Source organism: Candidatus Paracaedimonas acanthamoebae (assembly GCA_017307065.1).
Taxonomy (GTDB): Bacteria; Pseudomonadota; Alphaproteobacteria; order Caedimonadales; family Caedimonadaceae; genus Paracaedimonas; species Paracaedimonas acanthamoebae_A.
Window position 1 is genome coordinate 1 of record JAFKGL010000012.1, and the last position, 20618, is coordinate 20618.

At 36.7% G+C, this 20618-nt stretch carries 20 protein-coding genes and 1 tRNA gene; 10 read left to right on the forward strand and 11 right to left on the reverse strand.

The features are described 5' to 3' along the window. From J0H12_01765 to J0H12_01785, 5 genes are all read left to right on the forward strand, one after another. Positions 1 to 1041 (forward strand): phage major capsid protein (locus tag J0H12_01765; GenBank protein ID MBN9412640.1); only part of this gene is annotated, 1041 nt, incomplete at its 5' end. Positions 1042 to 1151: 110 nt separating this feature from the next. Next, positions 1152 to 1772, forward strand: coding sequence for a phage head-tail connector protein (locus J0H12_01770; protein ID MBN9412641.1), 621 nt, complete (start codon positions 1152 to 1154; stop codon positions 1770 to 1772). A gap of 23 nt (positions 1773 to 1795) precedes the next feature. Further along, positions 1796 to 2167 (forward strand): hypothetical protein, encoded by a 372-nt coding sequence (locus J0H12_01775; protein ID MBN9412642.1) that lies wholly within the window; start codon positions 1796 to 1798, stop codon positions 2165 to 2167. Beyond that, positions 2164 to 2538: a hypothetical protein gene (locus J0H12_01780; GenBank protein ID MBN9412643.1), complete on the forward strand. Its 375-nt coding sequence runs from the start codon at positions 2164 to 2166 to the stop codon at positions 2536 to 2538. The genes J0H12_01775 and J0H12_01780 overlap by 4 nt, the downstream gene beginning before the upstream one ends. 183 nt (positions 2539 to 2721) lie before the next feature. After that, complete coding sequence (locus J0H12_01785; protein MBN9412644.1) at positions 2722 to 3414, forward strand: class II aldolase/adducin family protein; 693 nt, start codon at positions 2722 to 2724, stop codon at positions 3412 to 3414. Between the two features lie 76 nt (positions 3415 to 3490). Here J0H12_01785 and J0H12_01790 read toward each other — a convergent pair whose 3' ends face one another. Together J0H12_01790 and J0H12_01795 are read right to left on the reverse strand one after the other, a co-directional pair. After that, entirely contained in the window at positions 3491 to 4597 is a 1107-nt protein-coding gene (locus J0H12_01790; GenBank protein ID MBN9412645.1) for a PAS domain S-box protein, read from the reverse strand. 225 nt (positions 4598 to 4822) lie between these two features. After that, positions 4823 to 5143 (reverse strand): BON domain-containing protein, encoded by a 321-nt coding sequence (locus J0H12_01795; GenBank protein MBN9412646.1) that lies wholly within the window; start codon positions 5141 to 5143, stop codon positions 4823 to 4825. A gap of 176 nt (positions 5144 to 5319) precedes the next feature. Between J0H12_01795 and J0H12_01800 the strand changes: the two genes are divergently transcribed. Then, positions 5320 to 5817, forward strand: a complete 498-nt coding sequence (locus J0H12_01800; GenBank protein MBN9412647.1) for a hypothetical protein — start codon at positions 5320 to 5322, stop codon at positions 5815 to 5817. Positions 5818 to 5840: 23 nt separating this feature from the next. After that, entirely contained in the window at positions 5841 to 6269 is a 429-nt protein-coding gene (locus tag J0H12_01805) for a host attachment protein (protein ID MBN9412648.1), read from the forward strand. Positions 6270 to 6405: 136 nt separating this feature from the next. On the opposite strand, the gene J0H12_01810 is transcribed toward J0H12_01805, so the two are convergent. Continuing rightward, a complete protein-coding gene (locus J0H12_01810) occupies positions 6406 to 6678 on the reverse strand; it encodes a hypothetical protein (GenBank protein ID MBN9412649.1) in 273 nt (90 codons plus the stop codon). Positions 6679 to 6835: 157 nt separating this feature from the next. Here J0H12_01810 and J0H12_01815 point away from each other — a divergent pair, with 157 nt between their 5' ends. Further along, positions 6836 to 7198: a hypothetical protein gene (locus tag J0H12_01815; GenBank protein MBN9412650.1), complete on the forward strand. Its 363-nt coding sequence runs from the start codon at positions 6836 to 6838 to the stop codon at positions 7196 to 7198. A 70-nt stretch (positions 7199 to 7268) separates the two neighbouring features. On the opposite strand, the gene J0H12_01820 is transcribed toward J0H12_01815, so the two are convergent. The 6 genes from J0H12_01820 to dusB all read right to left on the reverse strand — a co-directional run bounded on the left by J0H12_01820 (position 7269) and on the right by dusB (position 14472). Then, complete coding sequence (locus tag J0H12_01820; protein ID MBN9412651.1) at positions 7269 to 8003, reverse strand: response regulator; 735 nt, start codon at positions 8001 to 8003, stop codon at positions 7269 to 7271. A gap of 182 nt (positions 8004 to 8185) precedes the next feature. Next, positions 8186 to 9562, reverse strand: a complete 1377-nt coding sequence (trkA, locus tag J0H12_01825; GenBank protein ID MBN9412652.1) for a Trk system potassium transporter TrkA — start codon at positions 9560 to 9562, stop codon at positions 8186 to 8188. A gap of 27 nt (positions 9563 to 9589) precedes the next feature. After that, positions 9590 to 10963, reverse strand: coding sequence for a sigma-54-dependent Fis family transcriptional regulator (locus J0H12_01830; protein MBN9412653.1), 1374 nt, complete (start codon positions 10961 to 10963; stop codon positions 9590 to 9592). 10 nt (positions 10964 to 10973) lie between these two features. Beyond that, on the reverse strand, positions 10974 to 13178 hold the full coding sequence (locus tag J0H12_01835) for a PAS domain-containing sensor histidine kinase (GenBank protein ID MBN9412654.1): 2205 nt from the start codon (positions 13176 to 13178) through the stop codon (positions 10974 to 10976). Between the two features lie 13 nt (positions 13179 to 13191). Continuing rightward, complete coding sequence (locus J0H12_01840; protein ID MBN9412655.1) at positions 13192 to 13467, reverse strand: hypothetical protein; 276 nt, start codon at positions 13465 to 13467, stop codon at positions 13192 to 13194. A 21-nt stretch (positions 13468 to 13488) separates the two neighbouring features. Then, on the reverse strand, positions 13489 to 14472 hold the full coding sequence (gene dusB, locus J0H12_01845; GenBank protein ID MBN9412656.1) for a tRNA dihydrouridine synthase DusB: 984 nt from the start codon (positions 14470 to 14472) through the stop codon (positions 13489 to 13491). Positions 14473 to 14624: 152 nt separating this feature from the next. Here dusB and J0H12_01850 point away from each other — a divergent pair, with 152 nt between their 5' ends. Then, on the forward strand, positions 14625 to 14864 hold the full coding sequence (locus J0H12_01850) for a hypothetical protein (GenBank protein ID MBN9412657.1): 240 nt from the start codon (positions 14625 to 14627) through the stop codon (positions 14862 to 14864). Positions 14865 to 14922: 58 nt separating this feature from the next. After that, a tRNA-Arg gene (locus J0H12_01855) sits at positions 14923 to 14999 on the forward strand. A 105-nt stretch (positions 15000 to 15104) separates the two neighbouring features. Here J0H12_01855 and J0H12_01860 read toward each other — a convergent pair. Together J0H12_01860 and J0H12_01865 are read right to left on the reverse strand one after the other, a co-directional pair. Beyond that, positions 15105 to 17390 (reverse strand): hypothetical protein, encoded by a 2286-nt coding sequence (locus tag J0H12_01860; protein MBN9412658.1) that lies wholly within the window; start codon positions 17388 to 17390, stop codon positions 15105 to 15107. 5 nt (positions 17391 to 17395) lie between these two features. Further along, positions 17396 to 19699 (reverse strand): TIGR04141 family sporadically distributed protein, encoded by a 2304-nt coding sequence (locus J0H12_01865; protein MBN9412659.1) that lies wholly within the window; start codon positions 19697 to 19699, stop codon positions 17396 to 17398. Positions 19700 to 20618: the final 919 nt, after the last annotated feature.

The window sequence follows — 20618 nt, forward strand, 5'->3', positions numbered from 1 at the left end:
CATCATCTTGAGCTTGCGCATAAACGGCCGGCCTTTGAGAATAATGGAGGATTTTTACAGGCTGAAACGGCCCAAAAGAAAGCCCTCCTAAATTATGTCCGGCAAGGAGAAGCAAAACACCTGGAAAGCATGGAAATAAAAAATCTAACGACGGGAGTTGAAGCTGATGGAGGATATCTAATTCCCCAGGTGATCGCTGATCGTATTGGTCGAGATCTGGAAGATTTATCGCCGATACGAGCTATCTCATCCGTCATCACAATTTCGGCCAGTGCAATTGAACTCTTGTTGGATAAAGAAGGAGCTGAAGTTGGTTGGGTGACTGAGATCGCAGAACGTCCAGAAACAAAGACGCCTACTTTAATGAAGTTGCGGATTCCCGTACATGAGCTTTATGCCAAACCGCGTGCCACGCAAAAGTTGTTAGATGATGCGCGGGTTGATGTTGAGTCATGGCTCGCAGGGCGGATTGCCACGAAACTTTCTCAGGTCGAAAATCATGCCTTTATTCAGGGAGATGGGGATAATAAGCCCAAAGGATTCTTAACCTATGAAACGAAGGATCGTGCAACGTGGGAATGGGGTAAGCTTGAGCATATTAAAACAGGGAAAGATGGGGCTTTTTCAGATCAAAATGCAGCCGATATCTTGATCGAAACCATGAATGCCTTAAAGCCTGAATATCAAAAAGGGGCCGTATGGTTAATGTCTCGGTCTGCCCATGCCATGGTCCGCAAACTTAAAGATCAAAACCATCACTATCTCTGGCAGCCAGGATTAGCCGATGACGTGAGTCCGACTTTGCTGGGGTATCCTGTTGTCTTGGCGGAAGATATGCCGTCTTTGGTTGCAGGTACTCCCTCAAAATCTATCGTCTTTGGTAATTTTAGAGAAGGGTATCAAATTGTTGATCGAGCGGGGATGCGTATTCTAAGAGATCCATTTAGTTCAAAACCGTATGTGGAATTTTATACCACAAAACGCGTGGGAGGCGACGTGATTAATTTTGAAGCCCTCAAAGTAATTTTCTTTGCAGCTTAGAAAAGGAGGAGGGTGAGCTTCAAAAATGTTTTTTTCGGAGTCCCCTCACTCACGTAATAATTTTTTAATAGTCTTTTTGTTAAGATAAACTTCTAGGGGAAAGATAAAAAATGAGTTTAACGTTATTACACCATCCAGGAAAAGAACCTGTGACTTTGGCGGATGTAAAAGCTTTTTTAAGGATTGAGAGTTCTGAAGAAGATGAACTCTTAAAGCATCTCATCAAAACAGCGCGACTTGCTGTTGAAGCATTTACAGCCCGTTCACTTATTCATCAGACGTGGCGCTTTACGGTAAATGCGGGTTTTTGCATGACGAAAAGTGACAATGGTTTCCTAACCGGAAACCACCGTCACCATGATCAAGGCATTGAGCTTCCGCGGTCACCTTTTGTCGAACTTTTGAGCTGCCCGAAACTTATCGAGCCATATCGCCAATGTGAGTTAAAAGATTATCGTCTTGATACCGCAGGGCGCATTGCCAAACTTTATTTCGGAAAAACCTTAAGCCTTGAGGCCAGCCGGAACAGCATGATCCAAGTTGATTTTAAGGCAGGTTATGGTTTGCATCATAAGGATATTCCTGAATCCCTTCAGCATGGGATCTTAATGATGGTGGCGGAGCTTTTTGAAAAGCGTGTCTCCAGCAATGATAATCAAGCTGTTCCTCTTCCGTTGTGTAATGCGGCCATTCAATTGATTCAACCTTATCGTGTTCAGCGATTAGGGTAGACTGACGAAAAAGGAATCAAAAGATGAAAACAACCTTAAATAGTTTGCAAGAGCTTGTGCTTGTACAGCAAAATAGGCCTCTATCAGATCAAGAAGGAAGGGTGAGAGAAGAGTGGCAAGATATCGGTCGACTCTGGGTAAAACGAGAGATATTACCTCCTATAAGGCGCCATATGGGGCATGCCACGCGAGGGTATCGGCTCGGGGCAAAATATCTTGAGAATCCCATTTATATATTCTCTGCTCGTCGTCATATTCTTATTAAAGCCGGAATGCGTCTTAAAGGCGCGCGGACCTCTTACACTATTTTTGCAGATGGAGAAGATGATCTTCATGGAGGATGGCAACAGTTCTGTGGGATGGCTTTAAAAGATCATGAAGAGGAGAAGAAATGACAAAGATTTCGGTGTTTCCTTTGATCGAGAACCTCTTAAAAGAAGATATTTTGGTATATGGTTTTGTGCCCCCAGAGGCGAGAACTCCTTATGTTGTTTATGAGGAAATAAGTCAATCATGGTCTTTCCCTGATGTGACGCGAGGAACAATCACGTTTAATTTGAGAGCCGTCAGTACCTATAAAGGAGCTCAAGAAATCACTCAAATGACGGCGCTTTTGAAGCAAAAATTGGAAGGACAGGAAGTTTCCATGGAGCCTCATGGGAAAGGATTATTTCGGTTTGTTGGTCAAGAGAACGAGCTGAAAAAGGACGCGATCACGCGGGAATCTTTGCTGGAATTTCAGGTGTTGTGCGGGGATAAGCAATGAAGCGCAGGGTAAAAAGTAAGATAAAAAAAAGATAGAGAAAAATATTGCTTGAAAGAGGCGCTCAACCATGATTGGAAGTTTATAAAAAGGTAAAATGAAGTCTTGATGAGCCTCTTTTATCTCTAGCATTATTTATCACTTGTGATAATTACAAAGCAGGTGGAAAGAAAACAAAAGATCGAGATGATGAGCCTTTTACGAAAAGACTTGGCCTATGCCTATCGTATCCATGCTTATTTAGGCTTGGATGACCACACCTATACGCATTTATCCGTTCGTGCAGAAGACGGTCATTCCTATTACATCTATCCGTTTGGGCTTTGTTTTGAAGAGGTAACGCCTGAGTGCTTACTGCAAGTCTCTCTTGAGGGCGAGATTTTAGAAGGTTCTGAGTACCAATATAATGAGACAGGCTATGTGATTCATGGGGCTATTTATCGACGCCGGCCTGATATCAATGCAATTTTCCATATTCATACACCTGAGATTGTGGCGGTTTCAGCCCTCAAAAAAGGGTTGCAACCCTTGAGTCAATGGGCCCTTCATTTTTATGATCAAATCGCTTATCACACTTATAATTCTCTCACGCTTGATCAGGGACAAGGAGCAGATCTTGTTGATGATTTACAAGATAAATTTGTTATGCTGATGAGGAATCATGGCTCTTTAACGTGTGGCAAGACTCTTCACGAGGCCATGTTTTATACGCATCATCTTCAACAGGCTTGTAAGGCGCAGTGTTTAGCGTTGGCCATGAATCAAGAGCTTATGATTCCTGATGAATCGATCTGTGCAAAAACGGTGAAAGAGTTACTTTCGTTTGAAAAAGATTTGGGTGCGCGCGATTGGCAAGCTTGGGTGCGTCGACTTAAGTAAGTCATCTCTCAAGAGAGGATGCGAGGAAGAAAACTTTTCTCAACAGATATTTCTCTTTTCTTATCAACGAAAGGAGTTATTTTTTTGGCAAGGTGAACCAAAAGGTAGAGCCTTTATTGAGGCTAGATTGCACGCCTATTTCGCCCCCATGATCTTCTATGATTTTTTTACATGAAGCTAAACCAATCCCAGAACCCGGATATTGGGATTTTCGATGAAGTCGGACAAAGATATTAAAGATATTAGCATGGTATTTTTTATCAATACCTATTCCATTATCAGTAATGTTGATAAGCCAAGCGTCTTTTTTCTCTTCTGCCGTGATTGTGATTATCGGCGTTTCACTGCCGTTGAATTTTAAAGCATTACTGATAAGGTTATGCATGACTTGAGTGAGGAGAGTGACATCGGCATAAACTTTTGGTAAATCACTCCACTGAATAACAGCATTTTTTTCTTTAATTTTCTTAGCAAGGGTAATCTGGGTATTTTTGATTATTTTTTCAAAATTAAAGAAGGATTTATCCGGTTTATGAAGCCCCATTTGGGAATAATTTAAGATTCCTTGAACAAGAGCCCGCATGTAAGTGGCGCCATCATGAATGATATTAAGATAATCGTTAATATCTGCAAGGTCTTTATTTTGCAGTTTTTCTTCAACTAAATGAATGTAATTTGTAATGGTTCGAAGAGGTTCCGTCAAATCATGGGCGCACATGTGCGCAAATTGTTTTAATTCATTATTGGATTTTTTTAGCTGGGTTAGCATTTTTTCCATTTTCTTCTCAACAATCTTACGTTCTGTAATATGCTCAACAAACATAATAAGGCCTCCAATGTGGCCAGGAGATTTATACCATGGTAAGTTTTCCCATCTGAGATACTCAACACTACCATTTGAGCGTATAAAAACGTCTTCATCACATTTTATATGCTCTCCTTTTAAACATCGCTGGTGGACTTCTTTCCATCGTTCAGGAAGGTCGGGAACCACTTCATAGTGCAATTTTCCGATGATGTCGCTCTCGGGTAAATTCGTTTCCTCAAACCAGCGATCACTTGTAATGATATATTGTAATTTGTCATCAAGCATAGCAACAGCTGTTGGCATTGTTTTAATAAAGACTTTGAGAAGATCTTCATTTTCTTTTTGAATTACAAGATCTTTTAGGTGGTTTTTCAAAAAAAAATCCTTGAGTTTAAATTAATAAAAATTTTCATAAGGGTTAACTTTATTATAAAATAACTATAAGGCGGTATAATAAAAAATTTTTATTATTAAAAGTTTAAAAAAAGAAGAAATTTCTTTTGAAAGTTAAGCGGCCAATATTCCAAAAATTTAGTTTAAGGAAATAGCGGCTAAGTGAGTAAACGAGGGTTTGTAGGAATTCCTACAAACCCTCTGTTATTAGCGTTGTACTTTGATATTATTTATAATTTTCTTAATACCTTTGGTTTGGCGAGCAATTCTTTCTGCTGTGTTTGCTTGTTCCCGTGTTTTGACAAAACCACTTAATTGAACAGTATCCTTGAATGTATCAACATGGATTTCTGTGGCATTCAGGGATGGTTCCGCGATCAGTAATGACTTGATGTTTGCCGTTTTCCCAGAGTCATCAATATATTCTCCTGGCGTTTCCCGATCGTGAAAAACCGCACAGCCCGTTAAGAGGGTTCCAGTTAATACCGTTGTCAAAATAATAGTTGAAAATATCGTTTTATTTTTCATGAGTATATTCCTTTCTGCTGGTGTCTATCTACACAACAGTAATCCAAAAAAAATTATATAACCATGCGAATTATTGAGAAAATATCAACTATTATGATTCTCTACTTTTGCTCATACTACTTAGGGGAAGGTCTTGCCCTATGTCTAATTAAGGGTTTAACTCAGGAAGGTTTTATATGGTGGCGAAGCAAGCGGAAGATATAAAAAAAGGAATATCTCTGAATAAAAATGCGAATCAAGAGCAAATCATAGATCAATATAAGATCCTTAGTGATTCAATTAATACGAGTAATCAGCAGCGGGAATCAGCCAATAATTTTTGGGTTACCGTTAATTCGTTGGGGATTTCTTCAATTGTTTATATAAGAGATATCTTTAATCTCAATAATCAACAAAAACCTTTGATCATTTGGGTTCTTGTTTTGCTTGGTTTTGTTCTCTGTTGTTCATGGTTAAGTTATTTAGCAACAATCAAAAAAACCATTGAACAAAAACGCGCTTTGCTTTTAGTGATCGAGAATTATTTACCATTGCCTATATTTGGCACTTTACTTCATAAGGCTTACTTGGATGAAATCAAAAATTCGCTGACTCTTCGAGAAATGTTTGTGCCTATTTCTTTTTTAGCGGCTTATATACTTTTAGGATTGATCTTAATAATGTCCCATAATTAACTTTAAAAAAGGAAGAAATATAAATGGTTACATCGAACGTACTAGTATTAATTACAGATAGTAAAGTAGCTAAATTTTATTCTTCTAAAGGGAAGAAAGTCCAACATCTGTTGAAGGGCATAAAAGCAGAAAAATGGTGGAAAGTTTTACTCCAAAAAGGGCGCGATAATTTTTTTCGTAAAAGGGGAGTTTCAAGTCATTTTCTAGATCCTCATCATGAGGCAAAAGAAAATGAAAGAAGAAGCTTTTCGTTAGAAATTAGTCGGGTCCTTGAAAATATCCTTAAATTGTATCCTACGGAATGTATTATTGTATTTTCTGAACCCAAAATGCTTGGTGAACTTAGGAAAAATCTAGATCCTAAGTTCAAAGATTTTATTCATAAAGAGGTTAGTAAAGATCTTACACATTGTACGCTTCAAGAAATTTCAAATCATTTGAAAAATATCTGAGAATTTTTTTCTCGAGAGATATAAAAAGTTTAACTCATGCAAAAAGAAGAAGGCGTCAAAGTCCCGGAAAACCTTATAAATTCCAAAAGAGGAAACCCCTTTTCTTAAGAAGAGAAGGGGAATTTTTTTATATCCTCTATTTTTTAATATCTTTAATAGCAGCTGAGAATTTTTCTGTTAATTTTTGGAAAATATTTGATGCAAGAGGGCGAAATTTCCCCCATTCTTCTTCTTTTGAGATTCTTATTTTTTTGTAAATATCAAAAGCATCTTGAAGATAAGGATTAATGTCGTCTAATTTTTTATTAAAGAACTCATTGCCTGAAGCGTTTGTAATGTAAGAAATATTTTTATCAAAAGAGTAAAATTTTTTCTTCAGTTTTTTTATAAAATCTTGTTTGGAATTCATTTCTCTTCCCCTTGAGTTATAAATATTATTTCCAATAATCAGTTTTCATCAAAAGAGATAAATGTAAAAGTTTAAAAAATAAGTGATTTTCTTCTGTTTTTATTCTTATTTTTAATCCTATTTAACAAATGTACAAAATATAGGAGTAATATTTCCAATGGCTCAAGTTCAGAAGAAAGCAGTTAATTATAATAATGAGGAAATTACCAAACCTCAGATTGAGGTTAAAAAGACAGAAAAAGAAAGTTCAAGCAAAAGTAAATTCTTAAAATATTATGCAAAGTACATGTTATGTATGGGGATTGTGGGTCAATCTCTTTTTTATCTTCAAGCCATTAAGATTTTTCTTACAGGGAATGCTCAAGGGGTTTCTTTGAGTGGATTTACAATCGCTCTTTTTTCTTCCATAAGTTGGGTTATTTATGGTCACCTTCTTAAGGATAAAATCCTTATGAGCGTAAATATTATAGCTGTATTAGGGGCTATTTTAACCCTGGCTGCTATTCTATGGGCTACGTAAGAGAGGGGAAAAGAGAGGATAATAGTTTATCTTCGAAAAAGTTTTTTCCTCTATTTTTCTATTTTTTTGCTTAAACTTGCTCTGGAAAAACGACAGTTTCTACCCAATAATCAAGAGCCATTAATAGATTCTTTTTGAAAATTTCAAATTCAAAAGACTTAATAATGTAGCCACTTGCATAATTTTTATAGGCATTGACCATATCCATCTTGCTTAAGCTACTGGTTAGGACAAGGACGGGAATTCCTTGCAAATCACGATCTTGCTTTAACGCTCTGAGGATAGAAAGACCATTGACTTTAGGAAGGTTAAGGTCAAGAAGAATGATGTCTGGGCGTGAAAAAGAGGTCAGAGAAATCTTATGGCGTAAAAAATCAAGGACTTCATCTCCCTCATGTAAGCAGTAAATATCAAATTGATATTTTGCAGATTCAAGAACTTTCCGGACTAGAAATTCGTCGGCTGGATTATCTTCAATAAGAAGTAAATTAATATGTCCTTTTGTTTCAAGAGAAATAAGATCATCTGTTTTTATTTCTTTTTCCTGAAGAAGTTCCGGGTTAAATCCTTCAAAAAAACAGTTAGAAGTAGTTTTAAAGATCGTCGTAAGCTTGTAAAGCATACTTGCAGAAATTTTAGTAAGCCCCTGCTCATATTTATGAATTTGTTGATGCGAAACACCAACTTTTTCTGCTAAATCTGAAAGGGTCCAACCTACTTTTTCTCTAAAATCTCTTAATTTTTGTCCTACAAAAATGTCAACTGGGTTTATTTCTGTTTCGGTATTATGGGTTGATTTTCTCATGCTTAATCTATTTCGCTCCTCGTACCTTTTAAGATTATATTAATATACTTTATAAAAGATATAAAATTAAAATAGTCTAAAATAGTAAGTTTAAAATAAGCAAAAAAATAAACTCCCTAACAACAATAGGAGAAAAACGACTCTTCAAAAATCTAAGAAATTTTGAGGATTGATGTTATGAACTAGTAATAATCAATTCTTGCTGAGAACAATTTTTCAATTTTTGAGATTGCTTGGTTTGCAACCATAATAATAATGCGATCTTCTAACTGAATAATGGTCGATGGAAGAGGAATAATCACCTCACTATTACGAATAATAGCGGCAACAATAATTTCTTTATCGCTATTGAGATCTTGAACGGTTGAGCCGATGAGACTCGAAGTTTGCACGGCCTCCGCTTCAATGATTTCACCAAAATTTTCGCCTAAAGAATGAACAGATCTAATTCGACCTCTCCGGACATGCTGGAGAATTTTAGAAACGGTGATTTTACGGGGAGTGATGATTGCATCTACACCTAAAGAAGTTACAAGAGGAGCATGAGAGGTATTATTAATCAAAGCAAGAGCTCTTGTGGCCCCTAAGCGTTTTGCAAGAAGAGAGGCAAGTGTGTTGACCCGATCATCTTCAGTTAAAGCAACAACAGTTCCTGTGGTTGAAACGCTTGCTTCTTGGAGAATTTCACTCTCAAGAGCATCTCCGCAAAGTACAATCGTATTCTTCAAAACACTGGCGATAGATTCAGCTCTTGCAGGATCTTTTTCAATAATTTCTATCTGAACTTCCGGGTGTGATAACTCTATTTCTTGAGCTAAACTCAAGCCAATATTGCCTCCTCCTAGAATTAAAAGTCTATGGGCCGCTTGATATTCAAATCCAAAAGCATTCATTGCAAGGGAAATTTGTTCTTGAGAAACGGCGAAATAAACGGCGTCTCCTACTTGAAGAATATCTTGAGGTTGGGGCAAGAAGTTATGTTCTTCTCGGACAATTCCAATAACGGTGAGGTCTAAGTCTGGATAAAGGCTAGTGACATGACTAATAGGGGTGTTGATTACCGGCGTATCTTGGGTACATCTTACAGCAACAATATTAACGCGACCATTTGCTAAAGAAATGAGGTCAGAAGCACCAGAGATGCTTAAGCTTTGGCTGATAGATTTTGCGACTTCAACTTCAGGTGAAATAACGACATCAATACTGAGATGTTCTTTACAAAAAAGTCGAGACCATTTTGGATCTAGGTAAGCCTGACTACGAATACGACTGATTTTAGTTGGAATTTTAAAAAGAGCATGAGCAATCTCACAGGCAATCATATTGACTTCATCTGAATAGGTTACTGCAATGATCATGTCTGCTGAGGCTGCACCTGCACTTTCTAAAACTTCAGGATGAGAGGCAAATCCGCAAATGGCTTTCACATCTAAGCGATCATTAATTCTATTAATAAGTTCTGCTGAAGAGTCAATCACAGTAACATGATTATCGCGCTCAGAGAGATAGCGAGCTAAATTAAAACCAACTTGACCTGCACCACAAATAATGACTCGCATAAAACCTCTTTTGATAATTTTAGTTTATTAACGGTTGTTACGTTCAATCTGGAGAGTTTTTAATTTTCGATGTAAAGCAGAGCGTTCCATTCCTACAAAGTGAGCAGTTTGTGAAATATTTCCTGAGAAGCGAGCGACTTGCGCTAAAAGATAATCTTTCTCAAAATGTTCTCTTGCTTCACGTAGCGGAAGACTCATCAGTTTAGAACTTTCTTCATTTCGTAATAAAGAAGGGGTCTCGCCACAGATTTCTGCAGGAAGAAAGTCAGGGGTGATATAATGATCTTCTTTTTCCATGGCCATAATAAGGATCCATTCAATAACATTTTTAAGCTGCCTTATATTGCCGGGCCAATCATATGATTGCAAAATAAGAAGAGTTTCTTTGGTAAAAATGCGCAAAGGTAAGCCTTGAGAAGAAGCGATGCGTTGGGTGAACTCTTCGACTAATTGCGGAATATCATCACGTCTTTCTTTAAGGCACGGAACACGAAGAGGGACAACATTAAGGCGATAATATAAATCTTCGCGAAATTTTCCTTCCATAACTTCTAGTTTTATATCTTGAGAAGAAGAAGCTAAAACGCGGACATCGACTTGTACTTTTTTTGTTCCACCGACTCTTAAAAAGTTTTGCTCTTGTAAAGAACGAACGATCTTCCCTTGTGTTTCCAAGGGCATATCTGATACTTCGTCAAGAAACAATGTGCCTTGGTGAGCTTGTTCTAAAAGACCAATTTTGATTCCTTGTTCATTTTCTTGTCCAAAAAGCTCTTGTTCAAAACGTTCTGGATTTAAGGTTGCACAATTCAGGACAATAAAGGGCCCTTTTTCTCTTCGTGATTTATTATGGATAAGGCGAGCAACAACTTCTTTTCCAACGCCAGATGCACCGGAGATTAAGACGCGGCTACTTGTTGAGGCAACCCGTTCAATTTGTTGCCTTATCTGATTTGTTGAAGGAGAAGCGCCAATTAATTGAGTGAGAATAGATGTTTTAGATCTTAGTTCTTTATTTTCTCGTTTTAGTTTCGCAGCTTCAATGGCTCTTTCAATCACTAATAATAGACGATTTGCTTTAAATGGCTTTTCAATAAAATCATAGGCTCCATTTTTGATGGCAGTAACGGCAGTTTCAATTGTGCCATGGCCACTCATCATGATCACGGGGAGGTCTATATGATCCTTTCTGATGAGTTCCAAAAGTTTTATCCCATCAAAGCGGCTATCCCCCAACCAGATATCTAAAATGACTAAACTTGGGCGTCTCATGTGGATTTCTTCTAGAGCTTTTGTCCCATCTATTGCGTGGCGACATTGATATCCCTCATCTTCGAGGATTTCGGTCATAAGGCGTCCAATATCTGCCTCATCATCTACAATAAGTATGTCACGTGCCATAATCTAATTCCTAAGATATATTAAACGGGACAGAAGGCATCATAACAACCTTTTCTATAATTGTAGTTGGAAGAGTGATACGTACACAAGCCCCTCTTACGCTTCGATCCTCTAGATTAATCTCTCCTCCATGATCTTCAATAATTTTTTTTACAATTGCAAGGCCAAGTCCTGTTCCTTTTTCACGATAAGTTACATAAGGTTCTGTAAGAGAGGAACGATTTTCAGGGAAGCCTTTTCCATTATCTTCAATTAAAAGAGTCAATTTTTTATCATCAAGAATAATTTTTAATCCTATCCACCCTAAAGTAGTTTTTTCTTTTGTTTCATTCTGCCAATTTATAATTGAATCAATAGCATTTTGGATTAAATTTGTCAAAACCTGACCAATTTGAGACAAATCAGCATAGATATCTAAATGTTGATAAGTATTTGAAAAATCAAACTCAATTTCTGGATGGGCAGATTGCTGAAGAAAAATAGCTTGTTGGCATAATTCGATGAGATTTGTAAGGGTTATTTGAGGGGCTGGCATCCGTGCAAAATCGGAAAACTCCGTGACCATACGTCCGATATGATCAACTTGGCGGATAATTGTTTCAATGCATGTTTCAAAAGCTTGAGAGTCATTTTGAATGGCTGGAAGATATTTTCGACGTAAACGCTCAGCAGAAAGTTGGATAGGGGTAAGAGGATTTTTAATCTCATGAGCGATTCCACGGGCGACATCTGCCCATGCAGCTTTTCTTTGGGCAAAAACAAGAGCCGTAATATCATCAAATGTGACGATAATTCCTTGTAGAGACTCTTCTCCTTTTTCCTGAACAACTCTCACAAGCAGGACGCGCGTAAAACCTTCTCGTGTCAAATTAAGTTCAGTTTGATAAAAATTAATCTTATTCTCTTTTGCTTGCATGAGAATTTCACCCATCTCTGGAATTATTTTTGCAAGTTTTTGTCCCAGAATTTCGTGATCATTAAGACGCAGAAGCTCAAGCGCTGAACGATTAAGCAGGCGAATGATCCCTTTTGAAGAAAGTTCAATAACGCCAGCACTTACGCCCCTTAAGACATCTTCAATAAATTGACGTCTTTGATCAATTTGATGATTGGCTTCGATAAGTTCTTGTTGTTGAACTTGCAATTGGTGCGTCATATGATTGAAGGTTCGGCCAAGGATAGACAATTCATCTTCTTGGCGGCCGTCTTTAACTGTTACATTAAGATTGCCTGAAGCGACTTTTTCAGCAGCTTCAATGAGATCAATAATGGGGTACGCTAGTTGATTCGCAAAATTGAGCCCTACCCATATAGCAATTGCTAACAAAATCAGAGAAATTAAAATAAATGCGAGAAAAAATCTAATTTCTAATTGCTTCTGGATGTCATGAAGCTGGTTATATTCACTGGCAGCGTCTTTTGTATTTGCAATTCTTTTTAAAACAACAGGATCAACCAATCTTCCAACAAGAAGGTATGCATTATAATTAGGCAGCTTCATAAGTGCGCGGACACGGTCTCCACTTTGTGATGTATTAATAACAACAGATTTTTCTGCTCTTTCGAGATCGATTTCAGAAATAGGTTCAAATTCAAGAGAGAAACTTAACCGAGATCGTGCAAGAACTTCGGGGGAAGGGTTGAAAACTATGGCTTCATCCAAAGAGCGTACTTGTAGTTCTATATCAAGGGCTTGATTAAAGTGAATAGGGTCATTTAAAAGAAGTTGAAAATTATCTGATAAGGCATGTGCCATACCTTCACAATTTGCCCTAATAACTTTTTTATGTTCTTCTAGATAAGCTTCGGCAACAGCGGTAGATTCTTGAAGTGCTGTGCTGATTCTTTCGTTAAACCATGATCCAATTCCAGCATTAAAAAGGTAACCCGAGGTAATAGAAATCAATATAGTAGGGGCAACAGTTAGGGCCCCAAATATAAAAGCTAATCGGGTATGAAGTTTTGCGCCGGCACGTTTTTGTCGGCGATGCCCCCATAATTTAACAAGACGCCGTGCAATTATAATGACAAATAGCAATAAAATTGCCAAATCTATATTTAAAAGTAAAACAATGGCTTGAGAGTTTGTTCCCAACAACCCCGTATGACTGAATGTAAAATAAGTTGCTATCCCACAAGCGATCCCTGCAACTATTAAAAGCCATACCCTCCATTTTGTAAAGATATTGAAGGATAGAAGAGTAGATAGTTTCATAAAGGGGGCCGCCTTAGGTAAGATTATGTTCTTGTAATTTCTTACGTAAAGTATTGCGATTGATACCTAAAAGGTCAGCAGCCTTGCCTTTATTCCCTTTGGTATGTTCAAGAACGAGAGAAATCAGGGGGCGTTCGACCTCACGAATAACATGCTCATAGAGACTACACGTGGGCTTTATGTCACCGAGAGCGGAGAAATATTCTCTTAACTTTGCTTCGACAATGACAGATAAACCAACATTACTCATTTCTTGTTGAAGACAGGTTTTTGGATGGGGTGTTTTCATAAAAATCTATGCTGCCACTGGTTATAAAGGATTGTCAATAATAGTATCAAAAAAGCTATGAATAAAAGAAATTACCTCATGCGGTTCCTGTAGTTGATTAACTTTGACGCGGTATTCTGCTGAATTAGGAAGGCCTCGGCTATACCAAGCTAAATGTTTGCGCCCCATTTTTACGCCCAAGTCTGGGGTATGATATGCGAGAATTGCATTATAATGTTCTAAAACAATCTCTTTCATCTCAATAAGAGTAGGTCCTGCAAGTTTATGGCCAGTATTTAAGTAGTGGCTTACCTGATTTAAGAACCAAGGTCGGCCAAAAGAACCGCGTGCAATCATTACACCATCTGCTCCTGAAAGTCGTAAAAGCTCGGCGGCATCTTCTTCAGTATTAACATCACCATTACCAATTACAGGTATTTTTACAGCGTCTTTAACTTGATGAATAAAAGCCCAATCTGAATGACCATTGTAAAGTTGACATCTTGTCCTGCCATGAATTGTGACCATCTGAATGCCGCATTCTTCAGCAATCTTTGCAAGGCGAGGAGCATTTCGACTATTATCATCCCAGCCGGTTCTCATCTTTAAAGTTACAGGAACATTTACAGCTTTAACGGTTGCCTCAATAATTTTAGCAGCAAGGACTTCATCACGCATAAGAGATGAACCTGCATGACCATTAACGATTTTCTTTACCGGGCATCCCATATTGATATCAATGATATCAGCTCCGAGATCTACGTTAAGTCTTGCAGCTTCTGCCATCACAGTAGGTTCACAACCTGCTAATTGTACAGCCATAGGACGTTCTTCTGTAGTCTTTTGCACCATTTTAAGACTTTGGCGTGTTTCACGGATCATCGCTTGAGAAGCGATCATCTCAGACATGACAAGAGAGGCCCCGAATTTTTTCACAAGGTTACGAAAAGGAAGATCGGAAACCCCGGTAATAGGAGCGAGGATAACATTCCCTTGAAGTTTGATAGGACCAATTTGAAGATTCAATTTTTTAACCTTAGATTAAATCACATTCAAATTAATCTTCTTAATAATATTTATTATTTTCTGCAACAATCTTTGGTTAAAAGTTGATATTTTTAAGTTAAATGCACATTTAATTATGTGATGATATAATGAAAAAAAGAGGAATTAAATACATGGTGACGCTGAAGCAAGCTATTTTAGATCCGAAAGGTTCTTTTGAGACGCCTCAAGAAGTAATGAAAACTTCACATTTCTCTCTAGATGAAAAAATAGTTATTTTAAAACTTTGGGCTTATGATGCTGAACGGCTGGAAGTGGCACAAGAAGAAAATATGTCAGGGACGGACGAGGACATGCTTAAGAACGTTATTGATTGTCTGTTAATTCTAGAAAAACAAAAGACTATGTTATAGAAGATTCTCACGACAAAGGCTTGGAAGTTGGGTGAAAGTGTATTACAGTGCTACCCGCGCGCCCGTAGCTCAGCAGGATAGAGCACAGGATTCCTAATCCTGGGGCCGTGGGTTCGAATCCCGCCGGGCGCACCAATATCATTCCATTACTGAATGAGAAGTTTTTCTAACTGTAATAAAATAAGCTTTAGTCCAAGTTCAAATATTCTCTTTAAAAGTTATAGTGTATTTTCTGACATATCAAAAATCATTTTCTCCATCAGTTTCAGGATCACTATTTTCGGGATAATCTTCATCGTTTCCATAATCATATTCTTCTCCATATCTATCATCATCTTCTTCGTCATATTCATCATTCAAGCCTAAATTCGTATCAAAAAGAACTTGATCTGTTTCTCCTAGTTGCTCTCTAATCCAAGCGATGTCGTCTTCATCTAAATATTCCATCACAACAGGATCTATATCCGGAGCTTGATCTAAACCAATATCTGTAGGATCACCAATCATGCATTCTATATGAAGAGGGTCGTCTTGATAGAGTTTTATAAAATTCTCAATAGTTTCTCCCAATCCCAAAAATTCTTGTGCTTTTTCGGCAAGTTCTAGAAAATCTTCTCCGTTTTCTTCACAGAAATTGTTCAATAATAAAACATCTCTTAAATCAATAGTGGTTTGAAATCCGTCTAAATTTTCTTCACAATCGTTATATAAGGATAACGCTTCACTAAAAGGAACATTATACTCTTCCATTAACTCGAAAATTTCTTGATCATATAAAATATCTCTTAGAGCTTGAATGGGCGCTTCAATCAATTCATCTAAATCTAATACATCATCGGAAATTAATTTGGTGACAGATTCATCTGCGAATATTTGCATTTTTTCTTTTTCAATAGTACTTAGATCAATTCCTTTGTCTTCGAGTATTTGTATTATGGTTTCTTCATTTAGGGTTCGTTGGTTTTCTTCTATAAATTCATTAATTATTTGTTTAACATCTTCAAATGCTCGGCTTAAACTATTAAGTGTTTCTTGAGAAACATATTGTCTTAATTCTATGAAATTTTCGTGTGTTGGAGTTTTATAAAATTTATTGAGAATTCCTTTAAAATGACCAAAGTTTTTATCGGTCATTTTAAAAGCTCGATTGATATATAAATTAGTCAGCAAAACATATGAGTTAAAGTGAGATTGGCTAACATGTTTCAATCTTTCGATATCTCTTTCTGTCGGAGAAGCCCCTTTTTTGAATTCATCAGAAAATTCAATCTCTGTTTTATGAGATTTAGTTAAGCGAGCACGTTCAGGTACGGTAGTAACAAGAGGGTTATCATCTGCAAAAACGAAAAGAGTTCCAGTTCTTTTTTTTACAGATCTCAATAAAGCAACAGACTCACAGGCACCGTTTAATTTTGGATCTATGAAACTTTCGGGGAGCGTTTTATGTCCTGTGGGGACAAGGATACACAAATTAGGTTCTGGATAATAAACACCAAGAGGAAGGTGTCTAGCAACTGAGACTCTTATTTTTCTGTCAATCTCACTTGCAATATGAAAAGGATAATCTTCATCATATCCATTTCCTTGGAATATATAGCCCGTGGTCATTGCTGTAATTGCTTGAGGATTTTGTTTTATGATCCTCAAATAAGAACTGAAAATACTATTAAAATTAAGGGTATCGCTATCTAAAAGGCTTAAATAGATCCTCGAACTTGGTGATTTTCCTCTAAATTCTGTGATGAAATGTTTTGTTGATGCGTGATTCTTCACGTATTCTCTTAGACCTTGATAAGGCACAAGAGTCTTTTGCTCAGTCATTTTGCGAAATACTTTTGCTTTCTTTGGGGATTTTCTTTTGAGTTGTTTGTAAAATTTTCGCACCTGTTGGTACGGAACACAATTATCTTTTTTGTCAAACCATCGATAGTTCCAAAAAAATGCAAACCGAGAATAATAAGGTTCAAGAATAGGATCCGATAAATTTTTTGAGGCAGCCATTTCTTGAAATAATACGTTATTCAGGCGAGTGCTTAAAGAACGAGGCCTATTCAAACCAATAACGGTTCTTAGAGAACTTGAGAATTGTAGGTTATCATGACGATCAAATGCTTGAGTTTTTAATTTATGCAGGAAAGGAAAAACAACTCTACTTTTTTCTTTATCTAGAAGAATATTGGGTTCTTCACAATCCACTCTTTCGACAATGCCGAGTTCTTTTTCATCATATAATTCTTTTTTTCCTGGTTTAATCGTTCGGAACGGATATGTTGTGAGATCATTCTCATCAAAATCAAAACTCTCTGGCTCAAAAGTATGATCATCTTCTTCATCAGAAGAATCTTGATCAGGTAAGACAGATGGTGTCGGAACATAAGCAATGACATTGACGACAAATTTAGGTTTGGAATCGAAGACCTCTAAATTTTCAAGATCTTTACCTAATTCGTTGATGTCATCACTCGCATGGCAGAGAGAAATTGATAGATATAAAACGCTTGCTAATAAATGTTTTAAAGTTGTCATGGGATTTATTCCGTCGAAGTTTTTGATTGAGCAGGAAAATTTATTGTTGTCTGACTAGAATGAACAGGAATCATTTTTATAAGGACTCCTTTATATCCAAGCCCGTGCAGGTATTCAACATGCCTTTTAAGATTTATACGACTGAAAAAAGGAATAACCTTACGGATATCAGCTAAATTCTTCTTATCTGTGATGATCCCATATACAATGGTATAATTATTTGGATTAAATTTTCCTACTTCAAAAAAGTCATTAAATTTTCTTTGATATTCTTCACATTTTTTGGGAAACGTAACATCCATTGTTGGTGTAAATGCTTTTCCGAGGTTTTTCTTGCAACAATCTATTAATTTTTTTCTTATGCTTAAATCTCTCTTTTTCCCGGAGAGATCTGAATTCAAATCTTTACAAATTTCATTAAATCTATCTCTTAAAATTTCTAAAAATTTCTTTTCGAAATATTGTCTTAATATCTGATCTGGAGATAATTTCTTATTCATTTTTAAAGATTTCTCTTTTTCAATTCCCTTTGCAGCCGTAGGAATATGAAGGGTTGAATCAAAAGTGCTTTGGTATTGTTTTAACAGGAAGTTGTTTTTATCTTCTTGAGAAATATCTTCTGTAGATGATTTTAAGTAGTCTTCAAAATCGCTTTGAATTTTTTGAAAAAGTGGCTTGCATTCTTCTCTACATAATTCGAGTAATTCTGCCCTGACAAACTTATCTTTTGCTCGGATTCTGTAGGCTTTATCTCTTTTAAGAATTTCAGCTGAAATAGATCCTTGGGAAAATAAGTGACTAAGAGGAGCAGAATCTGTGCCGCATTTTACATGAATTAAATATCTTTGTGCAAGGAGATCGCACATCTCAACGTTACTGTGTCCGGCAGCCGATGCAGGTATGTCTCTTCTATCCATCAGTAATAGTTTACCATCTGAGGAAGAAGCGGCTCTTTCATTATAGTCAGCTTCTTCTTCATCTTTCTTACTAACGGGAAATTTTAAAAAAGTATTTTGTTGAGAAGCTGAATAAAGAGTCTGTAAGTACTCATCCACTTTTTGAGCATAATCTTGTTTAGGTTTATACCATTGCCCTTCATTAAGGACATACATTGCATTATTATATTCAGTTTCAAATGTTAAAGCCTCATAGGCACTCCAAGACTCATAACATTCTTGGTTATTATAGCATTTAATTCGCAGCGTTTTGAGACGGTCAATTGTCGTCTTTGGCTTGGAAATTTTATGTTTTAATTTTTGAAAGATAGTTTCGAGGTCTGAATATGCGGTGTGTGATTGACCCAGCGTATAATAACTTGGGCACGTATTTTCGTTTTCAGGGGGTGGATCTTCTGCCCATGGTCTTAATAGATTCCAGGTTGATACTTGATTTTCAGTTTTTAATGATTTTGCTAAGAGTTCATCAAGTTTCATTTGAAGGGAATAATCTTTAACAGGCACAATTTTATTAGCCCATGGATATTTTTCTTCATCAATAGGGCGAGAGTAAAGTGTCTCAAGCGTTGCACATAGGCCAGGTAAATCATCTATAGTTTGTGGAGGTTGTTCAATGCGCACATAAGCACCTTTCCCAGAGTACTTTTTGTCAGTAATACCTTTTAATTGATCTGTAGAACTCATCATGAATTTTCGCGATGGAACCGGAGACTTATAGCTCACACTTGATGAACGAGGATTGGAAGCAACAGTCTGACTCTCAATGCTTTTTATTTGATTATCATCACTTCCATTTAAGCTTACTTTCAATCCAAAATCGGGTTCGAGAAATTCTCTTTTTAATAAATATCGACCATCTCCAAACACGAATGCAAATTTCCTTCCATTATGTTTAATGATGATGATCGATGATTTTAATAAGCTAGCATTTCCTTCTATAGGATGAGGAGCTTCTTCTTCTTCAATACTCTTTACAATAAAATCAGACCATCCTGTAACGTGAACAACCTTAGATTCAACATAAACTTCTCCATCAATGTTGCTTTTAAGGTTGTAACGTTTAACTCTTTCTCCAAAATTAGGAACATCCCCTTTCAGTAAGGCAATACTCATTGTTTTTATTTGTAATATTTTAGGTTTTTTATTTGGAGAAAGTTCAAGATCAAGGACTTCATTTGGTTCTTCACGGGGGCGTTTTTTAGGATTTTCTGCCCTTTCAACTCTGATGATGTTTTCATCCCTTCTAACATTTTCATCGTCTACATCCATAGATGAACTCGCGAGGAATGAAAAGCAATGAAAACAGACTAATGCAAGTGCAAGCAGTCTTTGAAAAATTTTGTTGCTGTTCATGTTTTTAAGCTCACTTTTTTATCATTTAAATTGAATAGAAGGCTGCCAAAATTAACAGCCTCATATTTTTATCGTCTAGACGTCGTTGAATTTCTTTGATGGCCTTTTGTTGAAGAAAATTTTCCTCTATTTGGAGAAGTTAAGAAAGTTTGTTTAATTGGCTTGTTAGTTTTTCTTACTTCCTGCACTTGTCTACTATCGTAACTTGTTTGAGTATACTGAGGATAAGATGTTTGGGTTTTTCTACTTTTCTCATCTTCAATCTCTATCGTTGTAAAATAGTACTCAACTACCTCGGTAACACTTGCAAAAGTAGGTGTTCTTTCTTTTTTCATTCGTAAAGATTTGCAGAGGTGGGGCTCATGAGCTTTTGGAGATGCCAGGTAAAAACGATCTTGTTCATTAAGATCATTTTGTTCAAGTTGAATGTCGATCCCACGTTTTAGAAAATTACTATCTATATAAGAGCTCAAGGATTTAAAATCATCATACTGTGTGCTCAGAGAAAGCATCATATTTCCAATACTCGCAAATGTAGGATTAGAATAGGGAGTTTCTATAATTGAAAGTAGAAGAAGGCGTCTTAGTCCATTCCCTACATCGGTTAAAATCATATCATCTTCGAATTGTCCTCTTAACTGTTGAAGTTGAGCACGAAATGTATCTGCTAGGATATCGTAAATAGCCCCTGTAAAAAGCCGTGAAAGAGAATGTGATTCCCACGCTTCTAGGGTATTTTTAGAAGGATCTAGATCCTGAACGGTAAGTGTATTATCCGCATCTCTTAAGCTATTTCCTTGATGGAGAGCTATTCCAAATTCTTCTGCAATAAGAGGAAGGAAAGATTTGTTGTGGAGATTTCCTTTAGTTTGAATGAGAAGGTCATGGCGGAGATATGGTTGAGTCAAAATGGTAAAAA

Coding starts and splice junctions, on each gene's coding strand:
- J0H12_01770 (MBN9412641.1), top strand. CDS start 1,152: ATGAGTTTAACGTTATTACACCATCCAGGAAAAGAACCTGTGACTTTG.
- J0H12_01775 (MBN9412642.1), top strand. CDS start 1,796: ATGAAAACAACCTTAAATAGTTTGCAAGAGCTTGTGCTTGTACAGCAA.
- J0H12_01780 (MBN9412643.1), top strand. CDS start 2,164: ATGACAAAGATTTCGGTGTTTCCTTTGATCGAGAACCTCTTAAAAGAA.
- J0H12_01785 (MBN9412644.1), top strand. CDS start 2,722: ATGATGAGCCTTTTACGAAAAGACTTGGCCTATGCCTATCGTATCCAT.
- J0H12_01795 (MBN9412646.1), bottom strand. CDS start 5,143: ATGAAAAATAAAACGATATTTTCAACTATTATTTTGACAACGGTATTA.
- J0H12_01800 (MBN9412647.1), top strand. CDS start 5,320: ATGGTGGCGAAGCAAGCGGAAGATATAAAAAAAGGAATATCTCTGAAT.
- J0H12_01805 (MBN9412648.1), top strand. CDS start 5,841: ATGGTTACATCGAACGTACTAGTATTAATTACAGATAGTAAAGTAGCT.
- J0H12_01810 (MBN9412649.1), bottom strand. CDS start 6,678: ATGAATTCCAAACAAGATTTTATAAAAAAACTGAAGAAAAAATTTTAC.
- J0H12_01815 (MBN9412650.1), top strand. CDS start 6,836: ATGGCTCAAGTTCAGAAGAAAGCAGTTAATTATAATAATGAGGAAATT.
- J0H12_01820 (MBN9412651.1), bottom strand. CDS start 8,003: ATGAGAAAATCAACCCATAATACCGAAACAGAAATAAACCCAGTTGAC.
- trkA (MBN9412652.1), bottom strand. CDS start 9,562: ATGCGAGTCATTATTTGTGGTGCAGGTCAAGTTGGTTTTAATTTAGCT.
- J0H12_01830 (MBN9412653.1), bottom strand. CDS start 10,963: ATGGCACGTGACATACTTATTGTAGATGATGAGGCAGATATTGGACGC.
- J0H12_01835 (MBN9412654.1), bottom strand. CDS start 13,178: ATGAAACTATCTACTCTTCTATCCTTCAATATCTTTACAAAATGGAGG.
- J0H12_01840 (MBN9412655.1), bottom strand. CDS start 13,467: ATGAAAACACCCCATCCAAAAACCTGTCTTCAACAAGAAATGAGTAAT.
- J0H12_01850 (MBN9412657.1), top strand. CDS start 14,625: ATGGTGACGCTGAAGCAAGCTATTTTAGATCCGAAAGGTTCTTTTGAG.
- J0H12_01860 (MBN9412658.1), bottom strand. CDS start 17,390: ATGACAACTTTAAAACATTTATTAGCAAGCGTTTTATATCTATCAATT.
- J0H12_01865 (MBN9412659.1), bottom strand. CDS start 19,699: ATGAACAGCAACAAAATTTTTCAAAGACTGCTTGCACTTGCATTAGTC.